The sequence below is a fragment of the Mesorhizobium sp. M0910 genome (assembly GCF_040319465.1).
In the GTDB taxonomy this organism is placed as follows: Bacteria; Pseudomonadota; Alphaproteobacteria; order Rhizobiales; family Rhizobiaceae; genus Mesorhizobium.
In genome coordinates this window covers 489,740-513,763 of record NZ_JAMYNZ010000001.1, presented here as the reverse complement: position 1 = coordinate 513,763, position 24,024 = coordinate 489,740, and the positions used below count along the sequence as shown (strand labels likewise).

The window sequence follows — 24,024 nt, the reverse complement described above, 5'->3', positions numbered from 1 at the left end:
GAAATCAGGGCCGGGTGACCGGAAGCGGCACGCCGGGTAAATATAGCGAAATCGGGCGGATTTCGTAGACGGCGGTCGGATTGACGCGGCGAAGGTCGCGCGCAATGTCGATAGCGGCGTCACGGTTGGCACAGTCGACGACATAGAGCCCCAGCAATTGTTCCTTGGTCTCGGCGAAGGGGCCGTCGATAACCATTCCGGTGCCTGGCCCGCGCAAGGTGCAGGCGTCTTGTGTCGCGCCGAGCCGGGCCGCAGGCCCAAGGGTGCCTTGACGGTAGAGCCGATCGTTGATCTGGAGAAGATCGGTCATCAGCGCCGCATCCTGCTCAGGCGTCAGCGCCGTGATCGCTTCTTCCTCGTGATAGGCAAGAATGGCATAGAACATCTGGCGTCTCCTTTCGTCGTCCTCACTTCGCCAGGAACGCCTCGATCCGCTCCAGCGCGCGCAGGATGTTCTCTTCGGAATTCGCGTAGGACAGCCTGACATAGCCTTCGCCGAGAATGCCGAAATCGGGGCCGCCGATCAGCGCCACGCCGGCATCCTCGAGCAGCGCCGAGGCGAGCTTCTTGGCCTTCCAGCCGGTCTTGGAAACATTGGGGAAGGCATAGAAGGCGCCTTTCGGCGTGATGCATGAAATGCCGGGCAAGGCATTCAACCCCTCAACCACGACCTTCCTGCGGCGGTCGAAGGCGCGCATCATCTTGTCGACGTCGTCCTGCGGGCCGTCGATGGCGGCTATGCCGGCATACTGGCTCGGCGCGTTGACGCAGGACCAGCAATTGACCGCCAGCTTGCGCACCTTGTCATAGAGATGCGCGCCCTTGTCGCCGTTCGGCCAGATCGACCAGCCCATGCGCCAGCCGGTCATCACCCAGGTCTTCGACCAGCCGTTGAGGACGATCAGCCGATTACGGATTTCGGGGAAGGTGAGCAGCGAACAGTGCGTCTCGCCGTCATAGGTCATCACGTCGTAGATCTCGTCGGAGAGGATGGCGACGTCCGGGTGTGCTGCCAGGCCCCTGACCAGCTTCTCGATCTCGGCTCGGGGGGTGACGCCGCCGGTCGGGTTGGCGGGCGAGTTGAGGATCAGCAGCCTGGTCTTCGGGGTGATCAGCGCCAGTGTCTCCGCAGCCGAAAAGGCAAAGCCGTTCTCCTCGCGCATCGGCACCGGGATGGGGGCAGCGCCAGTGAACTCGATCATCGAGCGGTAGATCGGAAAGCCGGGATCAGGATAGAGAATTTCGGCGCCCGGCTCGCCGAACATCAGGATCGCCGCGAACATTGTCGGCTTGCCGCCGGGCAGGATCATCACCGCTTCCGGCGAGACTTCGACGCCGGTGGTGGCCAGTGTGCGGCGTACCACCGCTTCGCGCGTCGCCAGCAGGCCGTTGGCCGGCGTATAGCCGTGATGGCCGTCGCGCAGCGCCTTGATCGCCGCCTCGACGATATGCTGCGGCGTCTTGAAGTCGGGCTGGCCGATGCCGAGATTGACGATGTCGCGGCCTTGATGGGCAAGTGCCGTGGCGCGCGCCAGCACCGCGAACGCATTTTCCTCGCCGAGGCGGTCGAAGGCCGAAATCGTGTGGAGCATTTTTCCCGTCCGTGTGGTTCTTTCAGCGAGCGTGCGTTTTTGTGAGCGTCCGCCCGAAAAAGTCAACGGATCGGAGCTTCGCGTGTCGGAAAATCTCAAGAATTGGCAACCGCGCCCGCGGCCGGAACGCAAGGTGCTGGAGGGACGAACTGTCAGGCTTGAGCCGCTTAACGCTGAAAAGCACGGCGACGGCTTGTTTGAAGCATCTTCGGTGCCCGACATAGATGGCCGCTTCGCCTGGCTGCCCGACTACCCCCCGCAGACCCGTGCCGCCTTCCAGCCCTGGCTGGACAAGGCCGAAGCCAGCGAGGACCCGCTGTTCTTCACCGTCATCGACAAGGCCAGCGGAAAAATTGCCGGACGCCAGACGCTGATGCGCATCGACGCCGCCTATGGCGTGATCGAGATCGGCAACATCTATTGGGGTCCGCTGATCTCGCGTAAGCCGGCGGCGACGGAAGCGCAGTTCCTATTCATGAAATACATCTTCGATGAGCTTGGCTATCGCCGCTACGAATGGAAATGCAACAACCGCAACGAGCCGTCGAAGCGCGCGGCGGAACGTTTCGGCTTCAAGTTCGAGGGCATTTTCCGCCAGCATCTTGTGGTCAAGGGCGAAAACCGCGATACCGCGTGGTACTCGATCATCGACAAGGAGTGGCCGGCATTGCGCAGAGCCTATGAGGCATGGCTCGATCCGGCCAATTTCGAGGGCGACGGCCGGCAGAAGCGACGGCTCGAGGATTTTCGCGCTGAGTTCGGCGCCTGACCATGATCCCGAAAAGTGGACGCCGGTTTTCGGATAAGATCATGGTCAAACATGAAGACAGAGCCTCCGTCCCGGGTCTGCCGGGATGGATCAGGCTCTAGCAGGAGCTCATAGATGGCGCATACCCACGACCATGCTGCGCAGGGCCACGACCACAGCCATGGCGCAGGTGATGTGCACGGCTCGACCGACAAGAAGCGCGTGCTGATCGCTGCTTGCTTGACCGCCGGCTTCATGGTTGCGGAGACGCTGGGCGCCATCTTCACCGGCTCATTGGCGCTGCTGGCGGATGCCGGCCATATGCTTGCCGATTGCGTCGCGCTCGGCCTGGCCTGGTATGCCTTTCATCTTGCGAGCCGGCCGGCGACCGTGCGCCTCACCTACGGTTTCGGCCGGGTCAAGACGCTGGTCGCCTACACCAACGGCATCGCCATCTTCGCCATTGCGCTGTGGATCGTCTACGAGGCTTGGGGCCGCTTGCTAGCGCCGGCTCCGGTGCTCGGCGGGCCGATGCTGGTCGTCGCGATCGCCGGCCTGCTGGTCAATCTCGGCTCGTTCTACGTGCTGCACGGCGGCGACCGCGGCAGCCTGAATATGCGCGGCGCCATTTTGCATGTGCTGGGCGATCTGCTCGGCTCGGCGGCGGCGATCGTCGCGGCGCTGGTGATCCTGGCGACGGGCTGGACACCTATCGATCCGATCCTGTCGGTCCTGGTCTCGCTGCTGATCCTGTCCACGGCCTGGTCGCTGATGCGCGAGGCTGCCCACGTCCTGCTCGAAGGCGTGCCTGCAAGCCTCGACCGCGACCTGATCGCGAGGGACATCGAAGGTTCGATCAAGGGCGTGCGCGAGGTACATCACATGCATGTCTGGTCGCTCGACGGCTCCAGCAACATGGCGACGTTGCATGCCTGCCTCAATGACGGCGTCGACGCGCATATGGCGGTAAGCGCGATCAAGAAGCGGCTTGCGGCGGAACATGGCATAGCCCATGCCACGGTCGAACCGGAATTCGGTCAATGTGCAGACAGACATGAGTATGATGACGAGCACGAGCATGCGCATGACACGGCAGCGCACCGCGGCCATTATCACTGACTTCGGGAGTTCTGGGCATTGGCAACGATCGACATGAACTCTCGCCGCCCTGGTGCCGCGTGATGGACCGCGACACTCGCAATGCGGCGATCGGCGCCGCCTGGGTTTTGCTGCTGTTCGGCATCGCAGCCTATAATCTTCCAACAGTGATGCTGGCGGTCGGCAAGATCTCGACGGTTCTTGCCGGCGTCGTCGCGGCGATCTTCATGGTGGCAATCTTCGTCGTGTTCTGGCTGCGTAGCCGCAGCCAGCGCAAAAAGGGAAAGTGACATGCGCATTCTGATTACCGGCGCGGCAGGCATGGTCGGCCGCAAACTCATCGCCAGGTTGGCCAAGGACGGGGCGCTCGGCGGCCGCAAGATCGCCGCGCTCGATCTTCACGATATCGTGCCGCCGCAAGCACCGGTGCTCGAAGGTGTCAGCATTACCCCCCACACCGGCGACCTTGCCGCGCCGGGCGCGACGACAAATCTGGTCGCGCTGCGCCCCGACGTGATCTTTCATCTCGCCGGCGTGGTGTCGGGCGAGGCGGAGGCCAATTTCGATCTCGGCTACCGCGTCAATCTCGACGGCACAAGGGCGCTGTTCGATGCCATAAGGCTGGCGGGGTTTGCGCCGCGCGTCGTCTTCACCTCGTCGATCGCCGTGTTCGGCGCACCGTTTCCCGACGTCATTCCGGACGAGTTCCACCCGACGCCGCTGACCTCCTACGGCACGCAGAAGCTGATCGGCGAGGCGCTGCTTGCCGACTATACGCGCCGCGGTTTCTTCGACGGCATCGGCATCAGGCTGCCGACCATCTGCGTCAGGCCGGGAAAGCCGAACAAGGCGGCCTCGGGCTTCTTCTCCGGCATCATCCGCGAGCCGCTGAGCGGCCATGAAGCGATCCTGCCGGTGCCGCGCTCGGTCATCCATACACACGCCAGCCCGCGTTCGGCGGTGAATTTCCTGATCCATGCGGCTCAGATCGACGGTGCCGCCGTCGGACCGCGCCGCAACCTGACGATGCCGGGCGTCGCCGTCAGCGTCGGCGAGCAGATCGAAGCGCTGGAGCGTGTCGCCGGCGCCAAGGCGGTGAAACTGATCCGCGAGGAGCCCGACGAGACGATCTGGGCTATCGTCAAGGGCTGGCCGACACGCTTCGAGGCGCAGCGCTCGAGGGACCTTGGCTTTGCCGCCGAGACGAGCTTCGACGAGATCATACGCGTCCATATCGAGGACGAGTTGGGCGGCAATATCCCTAGTTAAAGCGCTCCGATCGGACGCAACGAGGTCAGGCGCCGGTCAGGCTGGCCGAGAGCAGCAGCAGGCCGAACAGGAAGACGAAGGCGGCGCCGCCGATCTCGACGAAGGAATGGATGCGGTTGCCCATGCGGCCGTCGCCGGCGAAATACACCGCCCAGTTCTTGGCGGTCACCGCAAGCGTTGCCAGGGCCGAGACGGTGATTGCGGTGCCGAGGGCCATGGCCAGCACCGACAGGATGCCGCCGAACCATAGCCCGTTCAGCAAGGCGAAGCTCAGCACGATCAGCGCGCCGGAGCAGGGGCGGATGCCGACGGCAGCGACAGCCGACCAGGCCGTGCGCCAATCGAAGCGATCGCCGGAAAGCAGCGCCGGGTCGGGCGCATGCGAGTGGCCGCAGGTCTCGCAGACCTCGCCCGCCGCATGGCTGTGGTGATCGTGCGCAGCATGGGCGTGGTCGTGTGCGCCGTGGTCATGATGGTCGTGCGCATGGTCGTGATCGTCATGCGCATGAAGCGCGTGGGAATGTGCCGCATGGGCATGCGCGGAATGTGAATGGCCGGCATGTGAATGGCCGGCATGGGCAGCCGAGAGGCTGTAGCCGGGGCTTGCGCCGAACAGGCGAAGGATGGCCGGGCCGGCCTTGCGCCAAAGCAGCCAGGCGCCGAACAGGGTGACGAAGACATAGCTCATGATTTCGAGGAACCATGCGGCGTCGGTCATCGATATCGCGGTGCCGCGCAACACGAAATAGGCGAGCAGCATCACCACGATCGCGGTCAGCGCCTGCAGCAGGGCCGAGACGAAGGACAGCATGATGCCGCGCTTGAGCGCCACCTCATTGGCCACCATGTAGGACGAGATCACCGCCTTGCCGTGACCGGGGCCGGCGGCGTGGAAAATGCCATAGGCAAAGGACAGGCCGATGAGCAGCCACAGCCTGCTGCCATCCTGGCGCATCGCCTTCATCGCGCCGGCAAGCGCATGATAGAATTCCTGCTGGCGCAGATTGATCCACATCAGGATGTGGGCGAACGGGCCGGTGGCGGTTGGAGCCATGCCGTCATTGGTGCCGATGCCCAGCGAACTCTGGGCGTGGGCGGAGCCGAGAAAGTGCGTCATCACAAAGGCGGCGGCCAGAAGACCGAATGCCAAACGCAGGGACGGTTTCGCCACTGGATCTATCCTTCCGGCTGACAGGTCAGTTCGAGCTTGGTGGCAAAGATCTTGCTCATGTCGGTACCTGTCGGATCGTTGAAGAAGGCCTCGGTCAGGGTCTTCTGGTTTTCGGCGATCGCCTCGTCCGGGTTGGGGCGGACAACCTTGCTGGTGCAGGCCGGCGGCAAGCCATCGACCTGCAGATTGGCATCCTCGGTGAAATCGATCGCGGTGTAGAAGGTCGGATCGTAGACGCCGATATCGATCTTGCCGCTAAGTTTGATCGGCACCTTCGGTTCGGATTCAAACAGGATGATCAGCTGGTCATTATCGAAATTGGCCATCAGATGCGGCGGCGGGGTCATTGCCACGTCCTTGCCGTCGACGGTGACGAGCTGGAAGTAGTTGAATTCGGCAAGCGAGGCATGGACGGTGTCGGCAACATCCTTCAGCTCCTTGTCGTCGAGCTTCAGGTCGGAATTCTTGTCGAACTCCATCATCACCGTGCTCGAAAACAAATCGTCGAACCGCCAGACATGGCGCAATGCCTTCACAGTTTGGTGATCCGGGCCCAGGACCACTTCGAGGCGGGCTTCGGCGAAGACGTGGGGATGCACCTCAGCCGGTCCGACGGCGGCAAACGTCGCGGTCAAGGCCGAAGCCAGCATGATGGCTTGCTGTTTCAGGTGCATTCTCGGTCGCGATTCAATCGGCTTCGGTGAATTGCCGACAGTTACCAGAAAGGGGGCGAAAATGGGACCGCAAGGCGGCTGAAAGCTCATGCGTTGTCCAGCGCCTTGAACCACTGCACCAGGAAGTCGACGAAAACGCGAACTTTCGCAGGCAGATAGCGCCGGTGCGGATAGACGGCGAAAATGCCGCCACCAGGCAGGATGCGGTCATCCAGCGCAGTCACCAGCTTGCCGCTTTCGATGTCGGGCGCGGCGATGAAATCCGGCAGGATGGAAAACCCCAAGCCCGCCACGGCCGCCGCCCTTGCCGTCATCGGGCTGTTGACCTCCATCGGGCCGGAGACCGAAACGCTCACCGTATCGCCACTGTCGCCCTTGAAAGGCCAGTTGGTCAGCCAGCGGCCATTGGTGTCGATAATGCAAGGCACACGCGCAAGATCCTGCGGCCTGACCGGCATGCCGTGCTTGGCGATCAGCTCGGGAGACGCGCAAAGCCGCACCGAAAACGGCGCCAGGCGCCTGGCGATCAACGAGGAATTTTCCAGCCGCGAAATGCGCACCGCCAGATCGAAGCCCTCCTCGACCAGATCGACGAAACGGTCGTCGAGTTGAACGTCGAGTACGATATCGGGATGCTGCTTGGCGAAGTCGATCAGCGACTGGCCGATCGGCGCGTCGGCGAAAGTGCGCGGCGCCGATAGCTTGATCCTGCCGCGCACGTCGCCGGAGGATTCGCGCACCGCATCGGCAAGGCTGTCGACCTCGCGCACGATCTCCGAGGCGCGCCGGTAATAGGTGTGGCCCGCCTCGGTCAGGGAGAACTGCCTGGTGGTCCGGTTGAGCAGCAGTGCGCCGAGTTCGTCCTCCAGTTCGCGCACATATTTCGACAGCAGCGCCTTCGAGCGGCCGATCTTGCGCGCCGCCGCCGAAAAGCCTTCGGCCTCGACCACGTCGATGAAGGCGCGCATGCGGGTCAGCGTATCCATGTCATGCGCCTCCTTGGTGGGCTGAAAGGATGCGGGCGGCCAGCGCAATCAACTGCCGGTCGCTGTTCTTCGGACCGAGCAGCGAAAGCCCGAACGGCGCCCCGCCGACCTTGCCGAGCGGCAGCGTGATCTGCGGAAAGCCGGACAGGCCGGAAAGACACAGCAATCTCAGCGCGCGCTCGCGATAGGCCTGCAAATCGTCGAATGACGCGGCCTTGAGCGGCGCGGCACCCGGCGCGGTCGGCAGCACAAGAACGCCGTCATCGCCAAGCAGGCCGGCAAGCGCGAGGCGAAACGAAACGCGACGTTCCGTTTCACGTTGTGCGGTTGCCGCGTCGATGGTCGCGCCGTGCTCGAAACGCTCCTTGACCCCGGGTCCGAGCATGCGGTCGCCGCCGGCGATCCAGGCGCCGTGACTTTGCCAGGCTTCATAGCCTTGCAGCTTGCGGAAGCACCAATAGAGATCGTCGGTGGAATGCGACAGCGGGCCGACGGTGCGCGGTGCGCCCAGCACGGACGCGACACTGCGGACCATGGCGCGATATTCCGCGGCCTCCAGCGTGCCGAGCACGAGGCCGTCCAGTGCATCGAGAGCGATGGGGCGCCTCAGTTCGTGGCGATGCGGATCGTCGCCGAGCAGCAGCGTGCCGACCTTTTCATAGATGACGATGTCGCTTGCGAACCAGCCGAACGTGTCCAGCGAAGGCGCCAGCGGCATGGCGCCGTCGAGCGAGATGCGGCCATGCGTCGTCCTCAGGCCGATCAGGCCGCAGAAGCTTGCCGGCGCACGGATCGAGCCGCCGGTGTCGGACCCGGTGGCGATGTCGGCCAGCCCGCCGGCGACTGCCGCGGCAGAACCAGAGGACGAGCCGCCGGTGACGCGGTCGGGTGCTGCCGGGTTGACCGGCGACGGGAAATGCGCGTTCAACCCAAGCAGGGAAAATGCGAGTTCGTCGGTCTGCGTCTTGCCGACGAAGCGCGCGCCCGAATCAAGCAGCGCCTGGACGGCCGGCGCGGTCGCCATGGCCGGTGAAGCGTCCCGGTACTTCTGCGGGTTGCCGCAGCCGGTGCGGTAGCCGGCGACGTCGAAGATGTCCTTGACGGCCAGCCGCAAGCCGGCAAGCGGGCCGGATTGCGCATTGGCTACAGGGATTGGATCAAGGTCGAGAAAAGCGTTCAGCGGGCCGCGAGTGCCTGTCATGCGTTCGATATCCGGATGTGCTTGCCGCAGCATTTTTCTTCTGGTTGCCGCAGCATTGTTCGATGCCACAAATTTTACAACCTGCCATACGATTTTTATTGATTGTGAAATCTTTCGATCTTATATCGCGCTTGCCCAAAGTCGCACGTGCGTGTGGGTGTCCGCCGATCCTCGAATGGTGAGGGCAATCGGTAAGGTAACTGGAGCCAACCCCTCCAGTCGGTTTAGCGGCCAACCGCCAACCGAGGACACCTTGAAGCAACGACGGTGCGGGCCTTTCTGGTGTTCTGCCGGTCGTCCAAAGACCGGGGTTACTGAAGAGGCACACCTTCATTGCCGGCAGTGCGGACGGGCCTCCCATCCAAGCCAAGGCAGACAAAGCGAACCGAGGCCGGGCAAGGCCAAGGTTCACCGCCGCGAGACGGCGCTTCATGGTTCCGGGGTCTCCACCGGCTGGTTCCATGGATTTGACGTCCCGCCTTTGTCCACCGCGTGTTCGCGAGGCCGAGAGCCCGCGTCCGCAAGCCTTTGTGCGCGCCGAAAGGCGCTGATGGAGAGACCCGATGGCTACCCAGCGCATCCTTGACTTTCTCGCCACCCGACGTCCAAACGGCCCGTGCCTCGTCGTCGACCTCGATGTCGTGCGCGACAATTTCCGCGCCTTCGAGAAGGCGCTTCCCGATTCCAAGATCTACTATGCGGTGAAAGCAAATCCGGCGCCGGAAATCCTGCGCCTGCTTGCTGCGATGGGCTCGTCCTTCGACACCGCTTCCGTTGCCGAAGTCGAGATGGCGATGGACGCCGGTGCGCCGGCGGACCGCATCTCCTTCGGCAACACCATCAAGAAGGAGCGCGACATCCAGCGCGCCTACCAGCTCGGCATCCGGCTGTTTGCGGTGGACTGCGTCGAGGAAGTCGAGAAGATCGCACGTGCTGCTCCCGGCGCCCGTGTGTTCTGCCGCGTCCTGACCGACGGCGAGGGCGCCGAATGGCCGCTGTCGCGCAAGTTCGGCTGTGTGCCGGCGATGGCGGTCGACGTGCTGCGCCATGCCAAGGCGCTCGGCCTCGACGCCCATGGCGTGTCGTTCCATGTCGGCTCGCAGCAGACCGACCTGACTGCCTGGGATCGCGCGCTCGCCGATGCCAAGAAGGTGTTCGCGACGCTGGCCGACGAAGGCATCGTGCTGAAGATGGTCAATATGGGCGGCGGCTTCCCGACCCGCTATCTCAGGGATGTGCCGGTGGCTCAGGCCTATGGCCAGGCGATCTTCTCGGCGCTCAGGAAGCATTTCGGCAACGCCATCCCCGAGACGATCATCGAGCCGGGCCGCGGCATGGTCGGCAATGCCGGGGTGATCAAATCGGAGGTCGTGCTGATCTCGAAGAAGGCCGACAACGACAATGTGCGCTGGGTGTTCCTCGACATCGGCAAGTTCGGCGGTCTCGCCGAGACAATGGACGAGGCGATCCGCTATCCGATCGTCACCGCGCATGACGGCAGCGAGACCGCGCCTTGCGTGCTCGCCGGCCCGACCTGCGATTCGGCCGACGTGATGTATGAAAAGACGCCGTATCCGCTGCCCTTGTCACTGACCATCGGCGACGAGGTGCTGATCGAGGGCACCGGCGCCTACACGACGACCTACGCCTCGGTCGCCTTCAACGGCTTCGAGCCTCTCCGATCCTACGTGATCTGAAGGCTTCGGCCCTCAGATCACCCCGAGGTGGGCGCCTTTCGCCTGCCCGGGTTCGCCTGTGGAACAGATCTCCGCTCGTGAAGGATCGCGGAAATGGACATTGTAGATTTCATTGTTGAAGGCGCCTGGCTGGTCTCCCCCCTTGAGGGGGAGATGGCCGCGAAGCGGCCAGAGGGGGTCGGTTCGGCTGCGTCGACCTCTCTTGGACTGTGCGGGGCCAGCGCTTCACGCGCGGCAACCCCCTCTGTCGCCTGCGGCGACATCTCCCCCTCAAGGGGGGAGATAACCGGCGCTTTTGCGATCGTCGCCGAAACTGCGGCAGATATTGCATCGCGCGAGGCTTTGCTCGATCGCGCCATGGGGCCGAAGCGCCGGAAAAAGTCGTCGGAAAAGCTGCGGCGCGGCCGCCGGCCTTCGGAGGGCCTGGCCTTTGTCGCGCGCGACGCGTCGGGCACTGTTGCCGGCACGGTACGGCTGTGGGACGTGGTACTGGGCGAAGGCGGCAAGACAGCGTTGCTGCTCGGCCCGCTTGCGGTCGACCCGGCGCTCAAGAATGCCGGCATTGGCTCGGCGCTGATGCACCACGCGATCGCTGAGGCCGCGCGCCTTGGCCATGCGGCGATCCTGTTGGTCGGCGACGCGCCCTACTACAAGCGCTTCGGGTTCTCGGCCGCGAAGACCGGCCCTCTGGCCATGCCGGGACCTTACGAACGGCACCGCTTGCTGGCGCTGGAACTGGTGGAAGGCGCGCTCGACGGCGCGCAAGGCACGCTGAAGGCGGCCGGGCGCAAGCTGAAGGCACAGCGGCTGCCGCTCGCTGCGTGACGGATCAGAAACAAGCCGCCCATTGCACGGCGGCTCGTTTTCATCCCGGACCGGAGTGGATCAGCCGATCAGCTGGCTGAGCGCCATGGCGACGCTCATGTCGCCTTCGACCTTTATCTTGCCGGACATGAAAGCCATGGTCGGGTTGAGATCGCCTGAGATCAGCGAGTCCAAATCGTCGAGCGACAGCTTTATCGTGCAATCGGCCGGCGCATCGGTGGTCGAGACATCGGCGCCGTCGATGACGATGACGCCGTCGCTGCCGGTGTCGAATTTCACGGAGCGATCGAACCCGGCGCTCGCCACGCGCGACTTGATCTTGTCGGCAATCTCCTGAACGCCCATGGCGGTTCTCCTCGTCTCGTTGCGTTTGTCGCACATTGGCACTTCGATCCGCGACACTTCGATCTGGCCGAAGTCGCCGTCTTGCGCATTTCGCGATCACGGTCGCCGGCGCATATAGCTTCGGGTTGACGTTTACGTCAACGCGGCTCCCCGAGATGAAGATGGGGTTTATCGCCGCAGCATCACGCGGGCATGACACCTTGGCGACCGGAACGTTGCCATGCGATGTTGCCGAGGGTATCAGGCACCACTCCCCCTTGGATATCGGCGAGCCGCCCGGTGCTTTCCAGAAAAGAACCGCCCAGAAACGAACCGCAAGTCTATGCCCGCCGGTTGCGCGCGGTGCTGATCAGATCTATCCCGCTGCTCGAGGCACGCGGCATTGCCGTGGTCATTCTGGCGGCTCTGGTCGGGATGATGGCGGGTGCGCTGGTCACCGGCATGAGCGGACTGGTGCAGGTCCTGCATGGGCTTATGTTCGGCGTTCAGCCCGGCGGTCGGCTTTCGGCGATGTTTTCGCTGCAAAAGCCGGAACAGGCGCTGATACCGGCGGCCGGCGGCATCCTGCTCGGGCTGACGGTGATCTGGCTGAGAAAGCGAAAATTCCGCACGCCGGTCGATCCGATCGAAGCCAATGCGCTTTACGGCGGCCGCATGTCGCTGACCGACACCTTCATCATCGCCGGGCAGACGATGATCTCGAGCGGCTTCGGCGCTTCGGTCGGGCTCGAGGCCGGCTATACGCAGGTGGGTTCGGGCCTGGCGTCGCGGCTGGCGCGCTTGTTCAGGCTGCGCCGCAACGATGTTCGCATCCTGGTCGGCTGCGGTGCCGCCGGCGCGATCGCCGCCGCCTTCGACGCGCCGCTGACCGGCGCCTTCTACGGGTTCGAGCTGGTCATCGGCATCTACTCGGTCGCCAATGTCGCACCGGTGATGGCCGCCGCGATCTCAGCCTCGCTTACCGCCGAGGTGTTCGGCGGCGTGCCATTTCCGCTGGAACTCGCCGGCCTGCCGGCGCTCACCGTCAGCCAGTATTTGCCGTTCATGCTGCTCGGGCTTCTGGGCGGTGGCGCTTCCATCGCCATCATGCATCTGGTGAGCCTAATCGAGCGCGTCTTTGCGCGGCTGTCGATCGACGCCTCGCTGCGCCCAGCTATCGGCGGCGTGATGGTCGGGCTGCTGGGGCTGGTCACGCCACAGGTCCTGTCCAGCGGCCATGGCGCGCTGCACCGCGAATTCGCAATGAATTACGGGCTGGCCGTGGTGGCCAGCGTCTTCGTGCTGAAGCTGGCGGCGTCGGCGATCTCGCTCGGCTCCGGCTTCCCTGGCGGCCTGTTCTTTGCCTCGCTGTTCCTCGGCGCGCTGCTCGGCAAGATGTTTGCCGGCGGTATGGCATTCGTCTCGCCGGCGACCGGCATCGACCCGGCCGTCGCCGCCGTCGTCGGCATGACCTCGCTCGCCGTAGGCGTCGTCGGCGGCCCGTTGACGATGACCTTCCTGGCGCTGGAATCGACCCGTGACCTGACGCTGACCGGCGTGGTGCTGGCCGCCTCGCTCATGGCGGCGATCCTGGTGCGCGAAACTTTCGGCTATTCCTTCTCGACATGGCGTTTTCACCTGCGCGGCGAAACCATCCGCAGCGCGCATGATGTCGGCTGGATGCGCAGCCTGACTGTCGGCTCGATGATGCGAAAGGATGTCCGCACCATCGACGCCTTGACGACGCTTGCGGAATTCCGCAAGCAGGTGCCGCTCGGTGCCTCGCAGCGCGTCATCGCGGTCGACGCCGACCTGCATTATGTCGGCGTGCTGATCGTCGCCGAACTGCACAGCCATTTGTCGGACGACGAGATGCCCGTGCTGTCCTTCGTCAAGTTCAAGGACGCGGTGCTGGTGCCGAGCATGAACGTGCAATCGGCCGCCGAGACTTTTCAGCGTGCCGGCGCCGAGGAATTGGCGGTGGTCGAGGATTTCACCGACCGCAAGGTGGTCGGGCTGCTGACCGAAGGCCATCTGATGCGGCGCTATGCCGAAGAACTCGACAAGGCGCGGCGCGATCTGTCCGGCGAGGGGTAGCGCACGTGACAGGCCAAGTCTTGGTCATCGACGGTAGTGAGACGGTTGTCCCGGTTATCCCCCTGCAAGAGGCGGCATCAACGCAGCCTCGACAAGGTCGACCTTCCATGCTTCGGGTCTGCCGGTAATCATCGAAGGAGAGCATCAAGGTGAACGAAGACGGCGCCAGTCCAAGGCCGCTTTCGGAAATTGCCAGCTATCACGCGCACATCTACTATGACGGGCAGGCCGAGCGGCAGCATGCCGAATGGCTGCGCCTTCGCATCGGCGAACGTTTCCGCGTGCGCCTGGGCAACTGGCGCGACGAGCCGGTCGGCCCGCATCAGCAGGCCATGTACCAGGTCTCCTTCGCCACCGGGATTTTCGCTACGCTGGTTCCATGGCTGATGCTGAACCATGGCGGCCTGAGCATCCTCATCCACCCCAACACCACCAACCCCAAGCGCGACCATCTGGTCGACCCGATCTGGATAGGGCGGCCGTTGGGGGTGAAGGGCGAGGTGCTTGGCGAGGAGGATGAGGCGGAGGAGGCGCTGGAGGTGAATACGCAGCCGACGGTGGGGGTGTAGCAGGGCAATCGCATAGGCAACCAAGGTCTTCGCTCTACGAGTACCCCCACCCCTAACCCCTCCCCACAAAAGGGAGGGAAACTTCTGTTGGCGCTGACCTCGGCAAATTGCATGCCCTTTCAATGCCAAGGAGGACGTAAAGGTGCGCGGCAGCGTTCCCTCCCCCTTGTGGGGAGGGTTAGGGTGGGGTCCTCCTCGCAAGAATCTCATATGCGGTTGTCGGGGCGGGCGAAGAGTGCGGTAACTTTGGGCCGGTGTCTGCTTGACGAAGATCGGTGCTCTGTTGAGAACGGGAGCTGCATGGGCAGACAAGCAAGCGGTGGGCAAACTGTGAGGCGCGTTCTTCGAATACTGGCCGCGCTGACCATGGCGTTCGGGGTGGCCGGCTGCACAAGCATCTCCTACTACGCGCAGTCGCTGGAGGGTCATGTACGCATCATGGCGGCGCGCAAAAATATTGGAAGGCTGATCCGCGATCCTTCGACGCCCAGACCATTGCGCAGCAAGCTGACGTCGGCGAGCGCCATAAGACAATTCGCGACAGATGAACTGGCCCTGCCTGACAACAGCAGCTACCGCAGCTACGTCGACATCCACCGGGACGCTGTGACTTGGGCCGTTTTTGCCGCGCCGCAATTCTCGCTCGCGCCGAAAACATGGTGCTTTCCGGTTTTTGGCTGCGTTCCGTACCGGGGTTACTTCTCCCGGAAATCCGCGACGGACAGCGCTGTCGCGCTTCAGAGACAGGGGCTGGACGTCTACGTCACAGGCATCACCGCCTATTCCACCCTGGGCTGGTCCAGCGACCCGCTGCTCAGCACCATGCTTGGTCAGGATGACACCTATCTTGCAAGCCTTGTCTTTCATGAACTGGCGCATCAGCGCCTCTATGTGGAGGGCGATTCCGCGTTCAACGAGGCTTTCGCGGTTGCCGTCGAAACCACCGGCACAAGGAAATGGCTCCGCGCCGCCGGCGATCGGGCCGGATTGCGCCGCTACGAAGTCGCTCGCAAGCGCAACGCCGATTTTCTCAGGCTGGTGGCGAAAACGCGCGACGAGCTGGCCCGGGTCTATGGAAGTGCCCGTACCCCGCAGCAGATGGCGGCCGCCAAGGCAACGGCGATCGACACGCTGCGGACGCGCTACCGGCACATGCGCGACAGGCGCTGGGCCGGATACCGGGGATACGACCGCTGGTTCGATACGCCGATCAACAACGCAAAGCTCGCCGCGACGTCCGTCTACGGCGAACAGGTTCCGGCATTTCTCCACTTGTTCGACCTGTGTGGCGGGGACTATCCAAGGTTCTACGCGTCTGTTCGACGCATCGCGGACAAACCGTCCCGTGCCGAAGCACTGAAGGCGGTGAATCGGTGTGAGTGAGATGAACAAGCACGGCAATTGAAACCACAGGCTTATTTCACCGAGGATGGAAACCGGCGATCAGATATAAGCTAGACGTAGAACCGATATGACGGCTTGGGCGTCGCATTGTCCGATAGTTCGCACATCAGCTCGCCGACCTTACGCGCAAAGAGGAGCGTGATTGGCAGGCGCGCAATTCCATCGCTGGAGTTCCAATTCATCTTGGTGAGCGTGAGGATTTCCTTGGCACGCTCCCGAAGATCGCCAGGCCCCGCACAGCCAATCTCCAAGGGGGCCGGAATATGCATGCCTGGATATTCATTCCACCACGGCACGTAACCGCCTGTGAAAAGGTACGATTGATCTATGAGCGTGCACAGTGTGCCCCGCCATGGCTCCTCCAAGCCTTTCCTGACCATCCGAAACGCCGTCGAACGCATCCAAACGCAATCGACGGTCGCAACCCGATCCTTCGCAGCTTTCCTGAAGCCTTCCAATTCTTCGGGCTGATACCCAGTCGTCTTATGGATTACGACACGGTCGGGCATCACCCCGGCTCGGTCGTTATATTGTGCGAGCACGTCTTCCAGAAGAGCCTTCGCCTGACCGTCATTAAGATAAGGCTGCCGGTCACGGCGCTGTTCATAATCGATGTTTGCGCCTTTCAGGGCAAAAGGCTGTACGTCTGTCGAGTAGGCCTGTGCCACGCTGGCGTAAACGAGGTGGCCGCTTCGTTTCTTCATGTGATGAAAGGATATGCCGACGAAACAGACGTTCTTGGGCAGATCTGTTGGCCGCCACGGAATGCCACGCGCCTTGTAGTAGATAGAGGTCGCGATATTCCAGAAGCGGGTCGCGTGGCTTTGGCCCTTATCGTCGGGCCGATCAATCGCGTCGCGCCTCAGGATCTGAATAGGCACGGCTTCATCGTGGGTCATCGTCCGCGCTTTGATGGCGCGGTAGAACGTCCGAAATAGAAGATCATCCGCCATCGTATATAGCGCCTCGGCGGCCTTCAGTTCGTCGGGCGACGGCTGGAAGAGAGCGAGCTGGTCGCTTTCTTCTTCCGCCCGAAGCACCTCGAGTGCTTTACGCTCCTCTGGCGTCAGTCCGGGGTTGGCAACCCGCAAATCTCCAAGTTCTGGCTTGATACACACGACGACGCAGTCGGGGGCGTCATCGCCAAACAGGCTACTAATCCGGCCATCGAATAACTCAACCAGCTCATTGAAGGCCTTCCCGGTCAGCGCATCCCGAAAATGCGTGTTGTAGACGCCCGGTTCCACCGGCCGCAGGAACGCATCTTCTACGACGAATCGGCTATTCAGTGCCTTCTCAAGGCCAGGCCAGTCGCGGAAGCGGTTTGAGTTTCCTTCGACGGCAGCCGCGAATTTTTCCATCCGCCTTATCCAAGCACGAGCGGCTTCGACGTCCTCAGGCAGACCTACGAGCCCGAGCCGTATCGTCCGCAAACCCCTGTTGTCCACAGGGCCATTTGCGGCGAGGCCCCGACGTGGATCGATATCACGCGCGGCATTAGAGAATTCCAGAGTCGGTTCAGGCAGAACGTCGATCTTGAGCGGCAGAGCCATCGAGTAATCCTCCTTCCTGAACGTCAACCGTCACAAACCCTCCATCAAGCAGTAGGTCATCGATGTACCGGCCGCCGATATTGATCGTATGTGCTCCCATTGACAGGAAGCGACCCCAGAATGTGAGATCGCTTTCAACATTGGCGTTTCGGTCGAATTTGATGCGGCGGGTAGCTTTGCTCGTGCGCATGTAGCCTGGGAGCGGCGATATTCCGTCACGCTTGGCGAACATGTAGAATGGCTTGATGCGGATGCCCCAGACATTGGCTTGCCGCACTACCTCGTAGCCGAAGCCTTCGCATTCGAACCACAGATTGTGATCTTCGCCGCGACGCTTTACGACATCGCGTCGGATGTTCTTTCTGCTTGGGCTGTCATAGATGAGCGTTCGGTTGTTCCCCCGGAACGCCGTGAAGTACGCGCGCCGCGCCAGATGGCCTTTCTTGTCCTTCTCAATGATCAGCCCTTGGCTCTCAAACTGCTTGAGGTGGTTCTCAAAATGGCGCCGTGTCAGCCAGGAGAATTTGGCTAGGAGAACCCGGTCCTGTTCCACCTCAGCCAATGGGATCGAGCGGGCCGGCGCGGCTGCGGCAGGGCCAAAAATTGTGTTAGCGACGACCGCAGGCAGAAAGCACCAAAGATCGCCTGTACGCCACTCAAACACGAAAGTACCTGCCTCATCGAAAGGAACTTTCCTTTCAAGCTCATCCCAGCGATGAGCCGTTAGTGGGATATGCGTAAGATACTGCGGGGTCGCCACGAACGGGAGTAAATTCAGGACGTAGGTTCCAACCGGGCGGTGGTCACGTGCCACAGATGCGGAGCCTGCCGAAGCTTCGACGCGGAATAGTTCTGCGACGAAGCTATCCTCCCCAGGCGGATAGGCAAAACTTGCAGCTCCGCCGAATTCAGATGCAAGCTTGCAGGTGTCGGTAAGGCCCGTGCCGGCGCGTTCCATAGCGCTCATCCCAAAAAAGATGTCGCACAGGGCACGGTTACGCAGATCGCTGAATTCAGGTACAGGCACAAAGGCTCCATCTGGCCCCATCCGCAGGCGGTCTGTTGCGTCCTGCAATGCTGCACCGGGATTGGAAAAGCGTACCGAATGACCCGGGACAACATCAATTTGCGACGGCTTTGCCGCCGCATAGTCGCGATGAACAATCATGTTCACGAGAAGTTCGACCAAGGCGCGCTCGGGATAGGCCAGCCGAGTTTCATGCTGGCGGCGGCCTTTTACTTTCAGCACAGGGTTGATCTTTTCTTCTTCAAACCAGTCCAGTATCGCTCGATACTGCCCGATGAGGTTGCCGGCAAAAAGCTTGCGTTTTTTCCTCGCGATTGTGGCTGACACCACGCCATACGAAAAAAATCGGCCAGGTTCCCGACCAAACAGCAACACACATGCGACGCTCGGCCGCTCGACGCTGCTATCGCCCGCGAGAAGGCCCAGTTCCCGCATCAATGGTTTCAACTGCGTGGAATCGATGATTCCACGTTCCAGCTTTGAGCAGTATTGGCGTAACGTACTCAGTGCGAGATCAGCATCGATATCTGCCCATGCCGCGCCGGCAACCGGCTCATCATCGAATTGCCGAACGGCTTCCGGCATAATGACCGGCGCAAACCGCTGCACGCCGGCGAGGTCGCGGTTCAGGTCGCAGAACAGTTCGTCAAATCCATCGATATCGAGGTACTGGAAATTAGTGCCGAGCCGCTCGGCAAGGGATTCGACGCTAGGGTGGGGCACATCGCCTGTGCGTCGACACCAGAAAATACCCTGCCTGAATTTGAGACCTGTTTCCGCTCCAAGCAGCGACTTCATCACAGATTGCTCCGCTCCTCGATAACCAACAACCACCAAGGGCGTGGCCTCGAGTAGTGGCAAAAGTTTCTGCACCAGAACCGGGTCAAGTTCCCGCGTCTCACTGATCAGGTTTCGGTCCGTATACTGCTCAGCCTTGCCGTGCAGCCAAACAATCTGGGCGCGCGCGAATGGCGAGAATTCATTGAAATCACCCGGTGCCCGATTAACCTCGGCGACATGCCGAATATGCGGTTGCTTGTCATGCAGGGCCTTTGGCAGGCAGATGTCGAAATTTGTGGTCAGGATCGTACCGGTAAGTCCGCGTAAGACTAGCTCTGCCACAGCGCGGTAACCCACGCTCAACTCTTGTTTCAACGCAACAAGGTCGAGTAGCACGGACCTGCGATAGGCTTCTGGCTTTAGCTGATGCTCGATAACGAGGGGGAAATTCTCTGCAAGATGATCTTCACCACGGACAAACCATGCCTGGCCCTGTAACCAGGATAACCATTCCGACATCTTGATTTGCTCGGGAAGCGTCTTCCCGCCAAGGACCCGATCGGCGTAGGCCTGCTTCGCTAGGCGCTTGACGCTTTCTGCCGCTAGTGGCACGCCTGAAGTGAACGATGCTCCAGCCCCGAACAAAAACGTCGGTCGGGCATCATTGTCCGGCCTCAGCAATGAACAGAGCAATGCAACGCTTGCAGAGTGATTCATCCTCTAATTCTGCGCCGATTCGCGTGAACAAAACAAGCACAGATGTGCCATTTTGCCCCGAGTAATAGGTTTTCAACAGCTAACTCTGCGCCAAGCCGGAGCAGCCTGATGGTCTTTCGTCGTGTTGGCCTGCATCACCGCCACAACGGCGCTCAATCATTTTACTGTATAGGCATTCCAAGGTAGAATCAGCCGGCTAGTAGGGGGATGGTATCGTGTTCAGTATTGTGATGGCAGGCAATGATTCCGCTTGGAATGTTGAGGTAGGAACGGCGCACAACGACACGTTCACGCTCTCGCGGTTTCTGGAATACACGGACCCTTCGATTGCGGCCAGCTTCCAACCCATTTCCGCAAGCAGCCTAGCGTACCTCGCACAACTCCCCACTGTGTTTATGAGTGAACTCGACCGCGATGATGACAACAACGAGATCTTCCGCATCAGACTTGGAAACGTCTCAGATCTGTCCGTCGTCGGAGGCGAGATTCACTATAGGTTCCAATTAACTCATAACTTCGGCGAGGTGCTAATCCCGAGCCGGGAAGCGTTCCGGAAGGCTTTTCGAATGGACAAGTTCGAACTGCATCGGACCCATTGGGCTATCAAAGCTGCGGATTTAGCCGCTGCTTTGCAAGAAATCGTTCCGCTGCAGCCAGTTGTAGCCAATGTAGCCGCACCAAGCCCGCCGCAGCCAGAACAACCGGATATTCCAGCTGTCGAGACCCTCCAGGCGTATATGGCTCAGGTTCTAGGACTCGCCGAAAGACCTGGAGAGGAAATATTTTACCGCGGGCATTCAAACTTCAACTATCGGTTAGCACCCTCTCTTTTCCGCCTGAATGAAGAGGGTGGATATCGCTATCTTCCCAAAGAAGAGATACTGGTCCGTGAACTTCTAAGCGACCAGGACGCCCAGTTTGCTAACGATCGCTCAATGCTTGATAAATTGGTTCGTATGCAGCACTTCGGGCTTCCGACGCGACTGCTTGATGTGAGTTCCAACCCGCTTGTTGCTCTGTATTTTTGCTGTTCTGAAACGAAAAAAGATGAGGCAGGGAACGAGCTTGAAGGCGAGGTCATTGTCATGCGGGCACCTAGCGAGGATGTTCTGCATTTCGATTCCGACCGAGTGAGTTGTATTTCAAACCTCTGCTTAATGAAAGATGAGGAAAAGAATGCGATGGACCTTACAATGTCTCAGACGGAATTCAATACCCAGCCAGAAGTTCAGAAGCTGCTCCACTTCATCAAGCGTGAGAAACCCTATTTTGAGAATCGCATAAAGCCTTCCGATCTGCAAAAGATCGTCTTTGTAAGGGCCCGAAAAACCCATGAACGGATGGTCGCTCAGTCTGGCGCCTTTCTGCTGTTCGGAAAAGATGCCATCCTGCCCGAGACGGGACACAGCAGCCTTGAGGTGTCGCGAATACGCGTCCGGCAGAAAGCGGCGATCCTGGCCCAATTGGACAAGCTCAATATTAAGGCCAGCACAATCTACCCTGGCATCGAGAAGGCGGCGAGTGATATCGCCCGAAAATACGAGGTAGCTTAAGCGGTGATTGAAGCGGCCGTTTCGTAACCAGCTATACCGCGTAAGCGCATACGTCAATCATTGGAACTGTTGCGAGTGGCGAAGTCCCTTTTTGGGAATCGCCAGTCACTTGCTTTCGCTGGGATGAGGCGCAAGCTTTGCCTCCAATTGCACAAAAATGTCGAAGGGAGTCGGAGCCAGGCGTCTCAAAACCAAACTGCGCTGTTAGTTCTTAAGCAGCAATCCACTCACCCCCCAGCCAACCGCGGCAACAAAAAAATCTCCGCCCCTTCCGGCAGTTCCTTCGACCAGGTGTCGCGATAGATCGTCCCGTCGATGGCGACGGCGATGCCGCGATCGATGTATGGCTCGAGGCCGGGATACTGTTCGGCCAGTTTCCTGAACAGCTCCCGAATATCCTTGGCCTCGATCTCGACCTTGCTCTTGCCTCCGGCGATCGCGCCGAGCGACCCCCAGAGCGTTACTTCGACCATCAGCCTCCCCGTTCAGCCTCGAGCGCCGCCAGGATGCGCGGCGGCGACATCGGGATATGCGTCATCCGCACGCCCGCGGCGTTCGACACCGCATTGGCGATCGCCGCCAGCGGCGGCACGATCGAGGTCTCGCCGACGCCGCGCACCCCGTAAGGATGGTTAGGATTGGGGATCTCGAGGATCTGCGTGTCGATCATCGGCAGGTCCGAGCAGACCGGGATGCGGTAATCCAGGAAGCCAGGGTTCTGCAGCCGCCCGTCCTTGCCGTAGATATACTCCTCGTTGAGCGCCCAGCCGATGCCTTGCGCGGCACCGCCCTGGTACTGTCCCTCGACATAGGTCGGATGCACCGCCTTGCCGGCGTCCTGAACGACGGTGTAGCGCAGCACCCTGGTCGAGCCTGTCTCGGGATCCACCTCGATATCGCAGATATGGGTGGCGAAGGAGACGCCGGCGCCGTCGGCGACGAGCTCGCTATGGCCTGCGATGGGTCCGCCCGTCTTTCCGGAAGCGGCCGCGATCTCCTTCATCGACAGCGGCGAGAGGTTGCCGTGCGTCGCGCCCTTGGCAATCGCATGACCCTCTTCCCAGACCACGTCGTCGACGGGTATGTCCCACATCTGCGCGGCGCGTTCTCGCAGGATCTTGATGGCGTTGCGAGCGGCGGAGATCGTCGCCATCGAAGACGAGAAGGTGCCGCGGCTGCCGTCCGTCATATCGTTGTAGCCGAGGCTGGAGGTATCAGCGACCACCGTCTTGATCTGCTCATAGGGGATACCGAGCTCCTCCGCCGCCACCAGCGACAGCGACGCGCGGGAACCACCCACATCGACCGTGCCGACGGCAAGCGAGACCGAGCCATCCATGCCGATGTTGAGGTCGGTGCAGGTCTGGCCACCGAAGTTGAACCAGAAGCCGCAGGCCATGCCGCGGCCCTGGTTCTTGCCGAGCGGCGCCTTCATGTGCGGATGGTTCTTCGCCGCCTCCAGCGTCGGGCCGATGCCGATCGGCCCATATACCGGGCCGTAGGACGATCTGGTGCCTTCCTGCGCCGCGTTCCTGATCCGAAACTCGACCGGGTCCATGCCGATCTCCTTGGCCAGCTCGTCGACCGCGCTTTCCACCGCAAACGCTGCCATCGGCGCCGACGGCGCGCGATAGGCCGCGGTCTTGGGCCGGTTGACCAGCACTTCGTAACCGACCGTCTTGACGTTCTCGAGCTTGTAGCAGGCAAAGGCGGTCATGGCGCCGATCTCGGCCCACATGCCGGCATAGGGGCCGCAGGAATAGCGCAGCGTCGCCTCGGCCGCGGTGATCGTGCCGTCCTTGCGGGCGCCGATCCGAACATCGATCGAGGTGGCGCTGGTCGGGCCGGAGGCGCGGAACACCTCGTCGCGCGTCATGACCAGCTTGACCGGCCGCCCGGCCTTGCGTGACAGCGCCAGGGCCACCGGCTCGGCCCAGACATGGGTCTTGCCGCCGAAACCGCCGCCGATCTCCGACGAGGTGACGCGCAGCTTCGAGGCTTCCATGCCAAGCAGCTGGGCACAGTGCTGGCGGTAGACAAAATGGCCCTGCGTGCAGACCCAGAGGTCGGCGGTGCCGTCGGAGCTGACATTGGCCACGCAGGCATGCGGCTCGATATAACCCTGGTGCGTCTGCTCGGTCTTGAAGGAGCGTTCGACGACGAAATCGGCCTGGCCGAAGCCTTCATGGATGTCGCCATGGCCATACTGGGTGCGCTTGGTGACGTTTGAAGGCTTGACGGGCTTTTCCTCGAGGCCCTCGGTGAAGATGGCGTCGTTGATCAGGGGTGCGGAGTGCTTCATCGCCTCGTCGACGTCGGTGACATGCGGCAGCACCTCGTAGTCGACCTCGATCAGCTTCAGTGCCTGCCTCGCCGTGCGGGCATCGACCGCAGCGACCGCGGCCACGGCATGGCCGTCATAGAGCGCTTTCTTGCGCGCCATGCAGTTGTCGAGGATGTCGTACATGGCGGCATCGCCGTCGGTCAGGTCGGGCAGGTCGGCCGCGGTGATCACCGCCTTGACGCCGGGAAGCATCTGCGCCTTCGACGTGTCGATCTTCCTGATCATGGCATGCGCATGAGGGCTTCTGAGAACGCGCCCGACCAGTTGCCCGGCCATGTTGAAGTCGGCGCCATAGCGTGCGCGGCCCGTCACCTTGTCGACGCCATCGGGACGAATGGGACGCGTGCCGACAGAGGTGAAATTGCGTCCGGAGTAACGCGGATCGAAATTCATCG

Annotated in this window: 21 protein-coding genes; 10 read left to right on the top strand and 11 right to left on the bottom strand. The window is 61.8% G+C overall.

The window, feature by feature from the left end; all coding sequences use genetic code 11:
* Positions 1-4: 4 nt before the first annotated feature.
* Together NKH78_RS02540 and NKH78_RS02535 are read right to left on the bottom strand one after the other, a co-directional pair.
* A complete protein-coding gene (locus NKH78_RS02540) occupies positions 5-385 on the bottom strand; it encodes a YciI family protein (protein WP_254816974.1) in 381 nt (126 codons plus the stop codon).
* A 22-nt stretch (positions 386-407) separates the two neighbouring features.
* Entirely contained in the window at positions 408-1,592 is a 1,185-nt protein-coding gene (locus tag NKH78_RS02535) for a pyridoxal phosphate-dependent aminotransferase (protein WP_352820664.1), read from the bottom strand.
* A gap of 82 nt (positions 1,593-1,674) precedes the next feature.
* On the opposite strand from NKH78_RS02535, the gene NKH78_RS02530 reads away from it, so the two are divergent.
* The 4 genes from NKH78_RS02530 to denD all read left to right on the top strand — a co-directional run bounded on the left by NKH78_RS02530 (position 1,675) and on the right by denD (position 4,707).
* On the top strand, positions 1,675-2,361 hold the full coding sequence (locus tag NKH78_RS02530) for a GNAT family N-acetyltransferase (protein ID WP_352647573.1): 687 nt from the start codon (positions 1,675-1,677) through the stop codon (positions 2,359-2,361).
* Between the two features lie 114 nt (positions 2,362-2,475).
* Complete coding sequence (locus NKH78_RS02525) at positions 2,476-3,459, top strand: cation diffusion facilitator family transporter (RefSeq protein ID WP_352736981.1); 984 nt, start codon at positions 2,476-2,478, stop codon at positions 3,457-3,459.
* A 62-nt stretch (positions 3,460-3,521) separates the two neighbouring features.
* The gene (locus NKH78_RS02520) at positions 3,522-3,728 is read left to right on the top strand and encodes a hypothetical protein (protein WP_254816978.1); all 207 of its coding nucleotides are present in this window, start codon (positions 3,522-3,524) and stop codon (positions 3,726-3,728) included.
* Position 3,729: 1 nt separating this feature from the next.
* On the top strand, positions 3,730-4,707 hold the full coding sequence (denD, locus tag NKH78_RS02515) for a D-erythronate dehydrogenase (protein WP_352702815.1): 978 nt from the start codon (positions 3,730-3,732) through the stop codon (positions 4,705-4,707).
* Positions 4,708-4,732: 25 nt separating this feature from the next.
* On the opposite strand, the gene NKH78_RS02510 is transcribed toward denD, so the two are convergent.
* From NKH78_RS02510 to NKH78_RS02495, 4 genes are all read right to left on the bottom strand, one after another.
* Positions 4,733-5,887 carry a nickel/cobalt transporter gene (locus NKH78_RS02510; protein ID WP_352506400.1) on the bottom strand — a complete coding sequence of 385 codons (1,155 nt, stop codon included), beginning with the start codon at positions 5,885-5,887 and terminating at the stop codon, positions 4,733-4,735.
* On the bottom strand, positions 5,884-6,552 hold the full coding sequence (locus NKH78_RS02505; protein ID WP_254816980.1) for a DUF1007 family protein: 669 nt from the start codon (positions 6,550-6,552) through the stop codon (positions 5,884-5,886). The genes NKH78_RS02510 and NKH78_RS02505 overlap by 4 nt, the downstream gene beginning before the upstream one ends.
* An 86-nt stretch (positions 6,553-6,638) precedes the next feature.
* On the bottom strand, positions 6,639-7,538 hold the full coding sequence (locus NKH78_RS02500) for a LysR family transcriptional regulator (RefSeq protein WP_352688077.1): 900 nt from the start codon (positions 7,536-7,538) through the stop codon (positions 6,639-6,641).
* Position 7,539: 1 nt separating this feature from the next.
* On the bottom strand, positions 7,540-8,739 hold the full coding sequence (locus NKH78_RS02495; protein ID WP_352752534.1) for an amidase: 1,200 nt from the start codon (positions 8,737-8,739) through the stop codon (positions 7,540-7,542).
* Between the two features lie 563 nt (positions 8,740-9,302).
* Between NKH78_RS02495 and odc2 the strand changes: the two genes are divergently transcribed.
* Positions 9,303-10,436: an ornithine/lysine decarboxylase gene (gene odc2, locus NKH78_RS02490; protein WP_352506312.1), complete on the top strand. Its 1,134-nt coding sequence runs from the start codon at positions 9,303-9,305 to the stop codon at positions 10,434-10,436.
* A 261-nt stretch (positions 10,437-10,697) separates the two neighbouring features.
* On the top strand, positions 10,698-11,261 hold the full coding sequence (locus NKH78_RS02485; RefSeq protein ID WP_352688095.1) for a GNAT family N-acetyltransferase: 564 nt from the start codon (positions 10,698-10,700) through the stop codon (positions 11,259-11,261).
* A 60-nt stretch (positions 11,262-11,321) separates the two neighbouring features.
* On the opposite strand, the gene NKH78_RS02480 is transcribed toward NKH78_RS02485, so the two are convergent.
* Positions 11,322-11,606 carry an SCP2 sterol-binding domain-containing protein gene (locus NKH78_RS02480; RefSeq protein ID WP_352688081.1) on the bottom strand — a complete coding sequence of 95 codons (285 nt, stop codon included), beginning with the start codon at positions 11,604-11,606 and terminating at the stop codon, positions 11,322-11,324.
* Positions 11,607-11,948: 342 nt separating this feature from the next.
* On the opposite strand from NKH78_RS02480, the gene NKH78_RS02475 reads away from it, so the two are divergent.
* The 3 genes from NKH78_RS02475 (at position 11,949) to NKH78_RS02465 (ending at position 15,634) form a co-directional block, all read left to right on the top strand.
* On the top strand, positions 11,949-13,682 hold the full coding sequence (locus NKH78_RS02475; RefSeq protein WP_502899776.1) for a chloride channel protein: 1,734 nt from the start codon (positions 11,949-11,951) through the stop codon (positions 13,680-13,682).
* A gap of 149 nt (positions 13,683-13,831) precedes the next feature.
* The gene (locus tag NKH78_RS02470; RefSeq protein WP_352881772.1) at positions 13,832-14,251 is read left to right on the top strand and encodes a DOPA 4,5-dioxygenase family protein; all 420 of its coding nucleotides are present in this window, start codon (positions 13,832-13,834) and stop codon (positions 14,249-14,251) included.
* Between the two features lie 366 nt (positions 14,252-14,617).
* Positions 14,618-15,634, top strand: coding sequence for an aminopeptidase (locus NKH78_RS02465; protein ID WP_352736976.1), 1,017 nt, complete (start codon positions 14,618-14,620; stop codon positions 15,632-15,634).
* Positions 15,635-15,705: 71 nt separating this feature from the next.
* Here the strand turns inward: NKH78_RS02465 and NKH78_RS02460 are convergent, their stop codons facing one another.
* The gene (locus NKH78_RS02460; protein WP_352736975.1) at positions 15,706-17,208 is read right to left on the bottom strand and encodes an argonaute/piwi family protein; all 1,503 of its coding nucleotides are present in this window, start codon (positions 17,206-17,208) and stop codon (positions 15,706-15,708) included.
* Positions 17,174-19,732, bottom strand: a complete 2,559-nt coding sequence (locus tag NKH78_RS02455; RefSeq protein ID WP_352736974.1) for an SIR2 family protein — start codon at positions 19,730-19,732, stop codon at positions 17,174-17,176. The genes NKH78_RS02460 and NKH78_RS02455 overlap by 35 nt, the downstream gene beginning before the upstream one ends.
* Positions 19,733-19,947: 215 nt before the next feature.
* Here NKH78_RS02455 and NKH78_RS02450 point away from each other — a divergent pair, with 215 nt between their 5' ends.
* Positions 19,948-21,285 carry an FRG domain-containing protein gene (locus NKH78_RS02450; RefSeq protein WP_352736973.1) on the top strand — a complete coding sequence of 446 codons (1,338 nt, stop codon included), beginning with the start codon at positions 19,948-19,950 and terminating at the stop codon, positions 21,283-21,285.
* A gap of 227 nt (positions 21,286-21,512) precedes the next feature.
* Here the strand turns inward: NKH78_RS02450 and NKH78_RS02445 are convergent, their stop codons facing one another.
* Both NKH78_RS02445 and NKH78_RS02440 read right to left on the bottom strand, forming a co-directional pair.
* Entirely contained in the window at positions 21,513-21,758 is a 246-nt protein-coding gene (locus tag NKH78_RS02445) for a MoaD/ThiS family protein (RefSeq protein ID WP_023675441.1), read from the bottom strand.
* Positions 21,758-24,022 carry a xanthine dehydrogenase family protein molybdopterin-binding subunit gene (locus NKH78_RS02440; protein ID WP_352737028.1) on the bottom strand — a complete coding sequence of 755 codons (2,265 nt, stop codon included), beginning with the start codon at positions 24,020-24,022 and terminating at the stop codon, positions 21,758-21,760. Before NKH78_RS02440 ends, NKH78_RS02445 begins: the two co-directional genes overlap by 1 nt.
* Between the last annotated feature and the right edge of the window lie 2 nt (positions 24,023-24,024).

Excerpts from the sequence above, each read along its gene's own strand:
- NKH78_RS02540 (WP_254816974.1), bottom strand. The coding sequence starts at position 385 with ATGTTCTATGCCATTCTTGCCTATCACGAGGAAGAAGCGATCACGGCG.
- NKH78_RS02535 (WP_352820664.1), bottom strand. The coding sequence starts at position 1,592 with ATGCTCCACACGATTTCGGCCTTCGACCGCCTCGGCGAGGAAAATGCG.
- NKH78_RS02525 (WP_352736981.1), top strand. The coding sequence starts at position 2,476 with ATGGCGCATACCCACGACCATGCTGCGCAGGGCCACGACCACAGCCAT.
- NKH78_RS02520 (WP_254816978.1), top strand. The coding sequence starts at position 3,522 with ATGGACCGCGACACTCGCAATGCGGCGATCGGCGCCGCCTGGGTTTTG.
- denD (WP_352702815.1), top strand. The coding sequence starts at position 3,730 with ATGCGCATTCTGATTACCGGCGCGGCAGGCATGGTCGGCCGCAAACTC.
- NKH78_RS02505 (WP_254816980.1), bottom strand. The coding sequence starts at position 6,552 with ATGCACCTGAAACAGCAAGCCATCATGCTGGCTTCGGCCTTGACCGCG.
- NKH78_RS02500 (WP_352688077.1), bottom strand. The coding sequence starts at position 7,538 with ATGGATACGCTGACCCGCATGCGCGCCTTCATCGACGTGGTCGAGGCC.
- NKH78_RS02495 (WP_352752534.1), bottom strand. The coding sequence starts at position 8,739 with ATGACAGGCACTCGCGGCCCGCTGAACGCTTTTCTCGACCTTGATCCA.
- odc2 (WP_352506312.1), top strand. The coding sequence starts at position 9,303 with ATGGCTACCCAGCGCATCCTTGACTTTCTCGCCACCCGACGTCCAAAC.
- NKH78_RS02480 (WP_352688081.1), bottom strand. The coding sequence starts at position 11,606 with ATGGGCGTTCAGGAGATTGCCGACAAGATCAAGTCGCGCGTGGCGAGC.
- NKH78_RS02465 (WP_352736976.1), top strand. The coding sequence starts at position 14,618 with ATGGCGTTCGGGGTGGCCGGCTGCACAAGCATCTCCTACTACGCGCAG.
- NKH78_RS02460 (WP_352736975.1), bottom strand. The coding sequence starts at position 17,208 with ATGGCTCTGCCGCTCAAGATCGACGTTCTGCCTGAACCGACTCTGGAA.
- NKH78_RS02455 (WP_352736974.1), bottom strand. The coding sequence starts at position 19,732 with ATGAATCACTCTGCAAGCGTTGCATTGCTCTGTTCATTGCTGAGGCCG.
- NKH78_RS02445 (WP_023675441.1), bottom strand. The coding sequence starts at position 21,758 with ATGGTCGAAGTAACGCTCTGGGGGTCGCTCGGCGCGATCGCCGGAGGC.
- NKH78_RS02440 (WP_352737028.1), bottom strand. The coding sequence starts at position 24,022 with ATGAATTTCGATCCGCGTTACTCCGGACGCAATTTCACCTCTGTCGGC.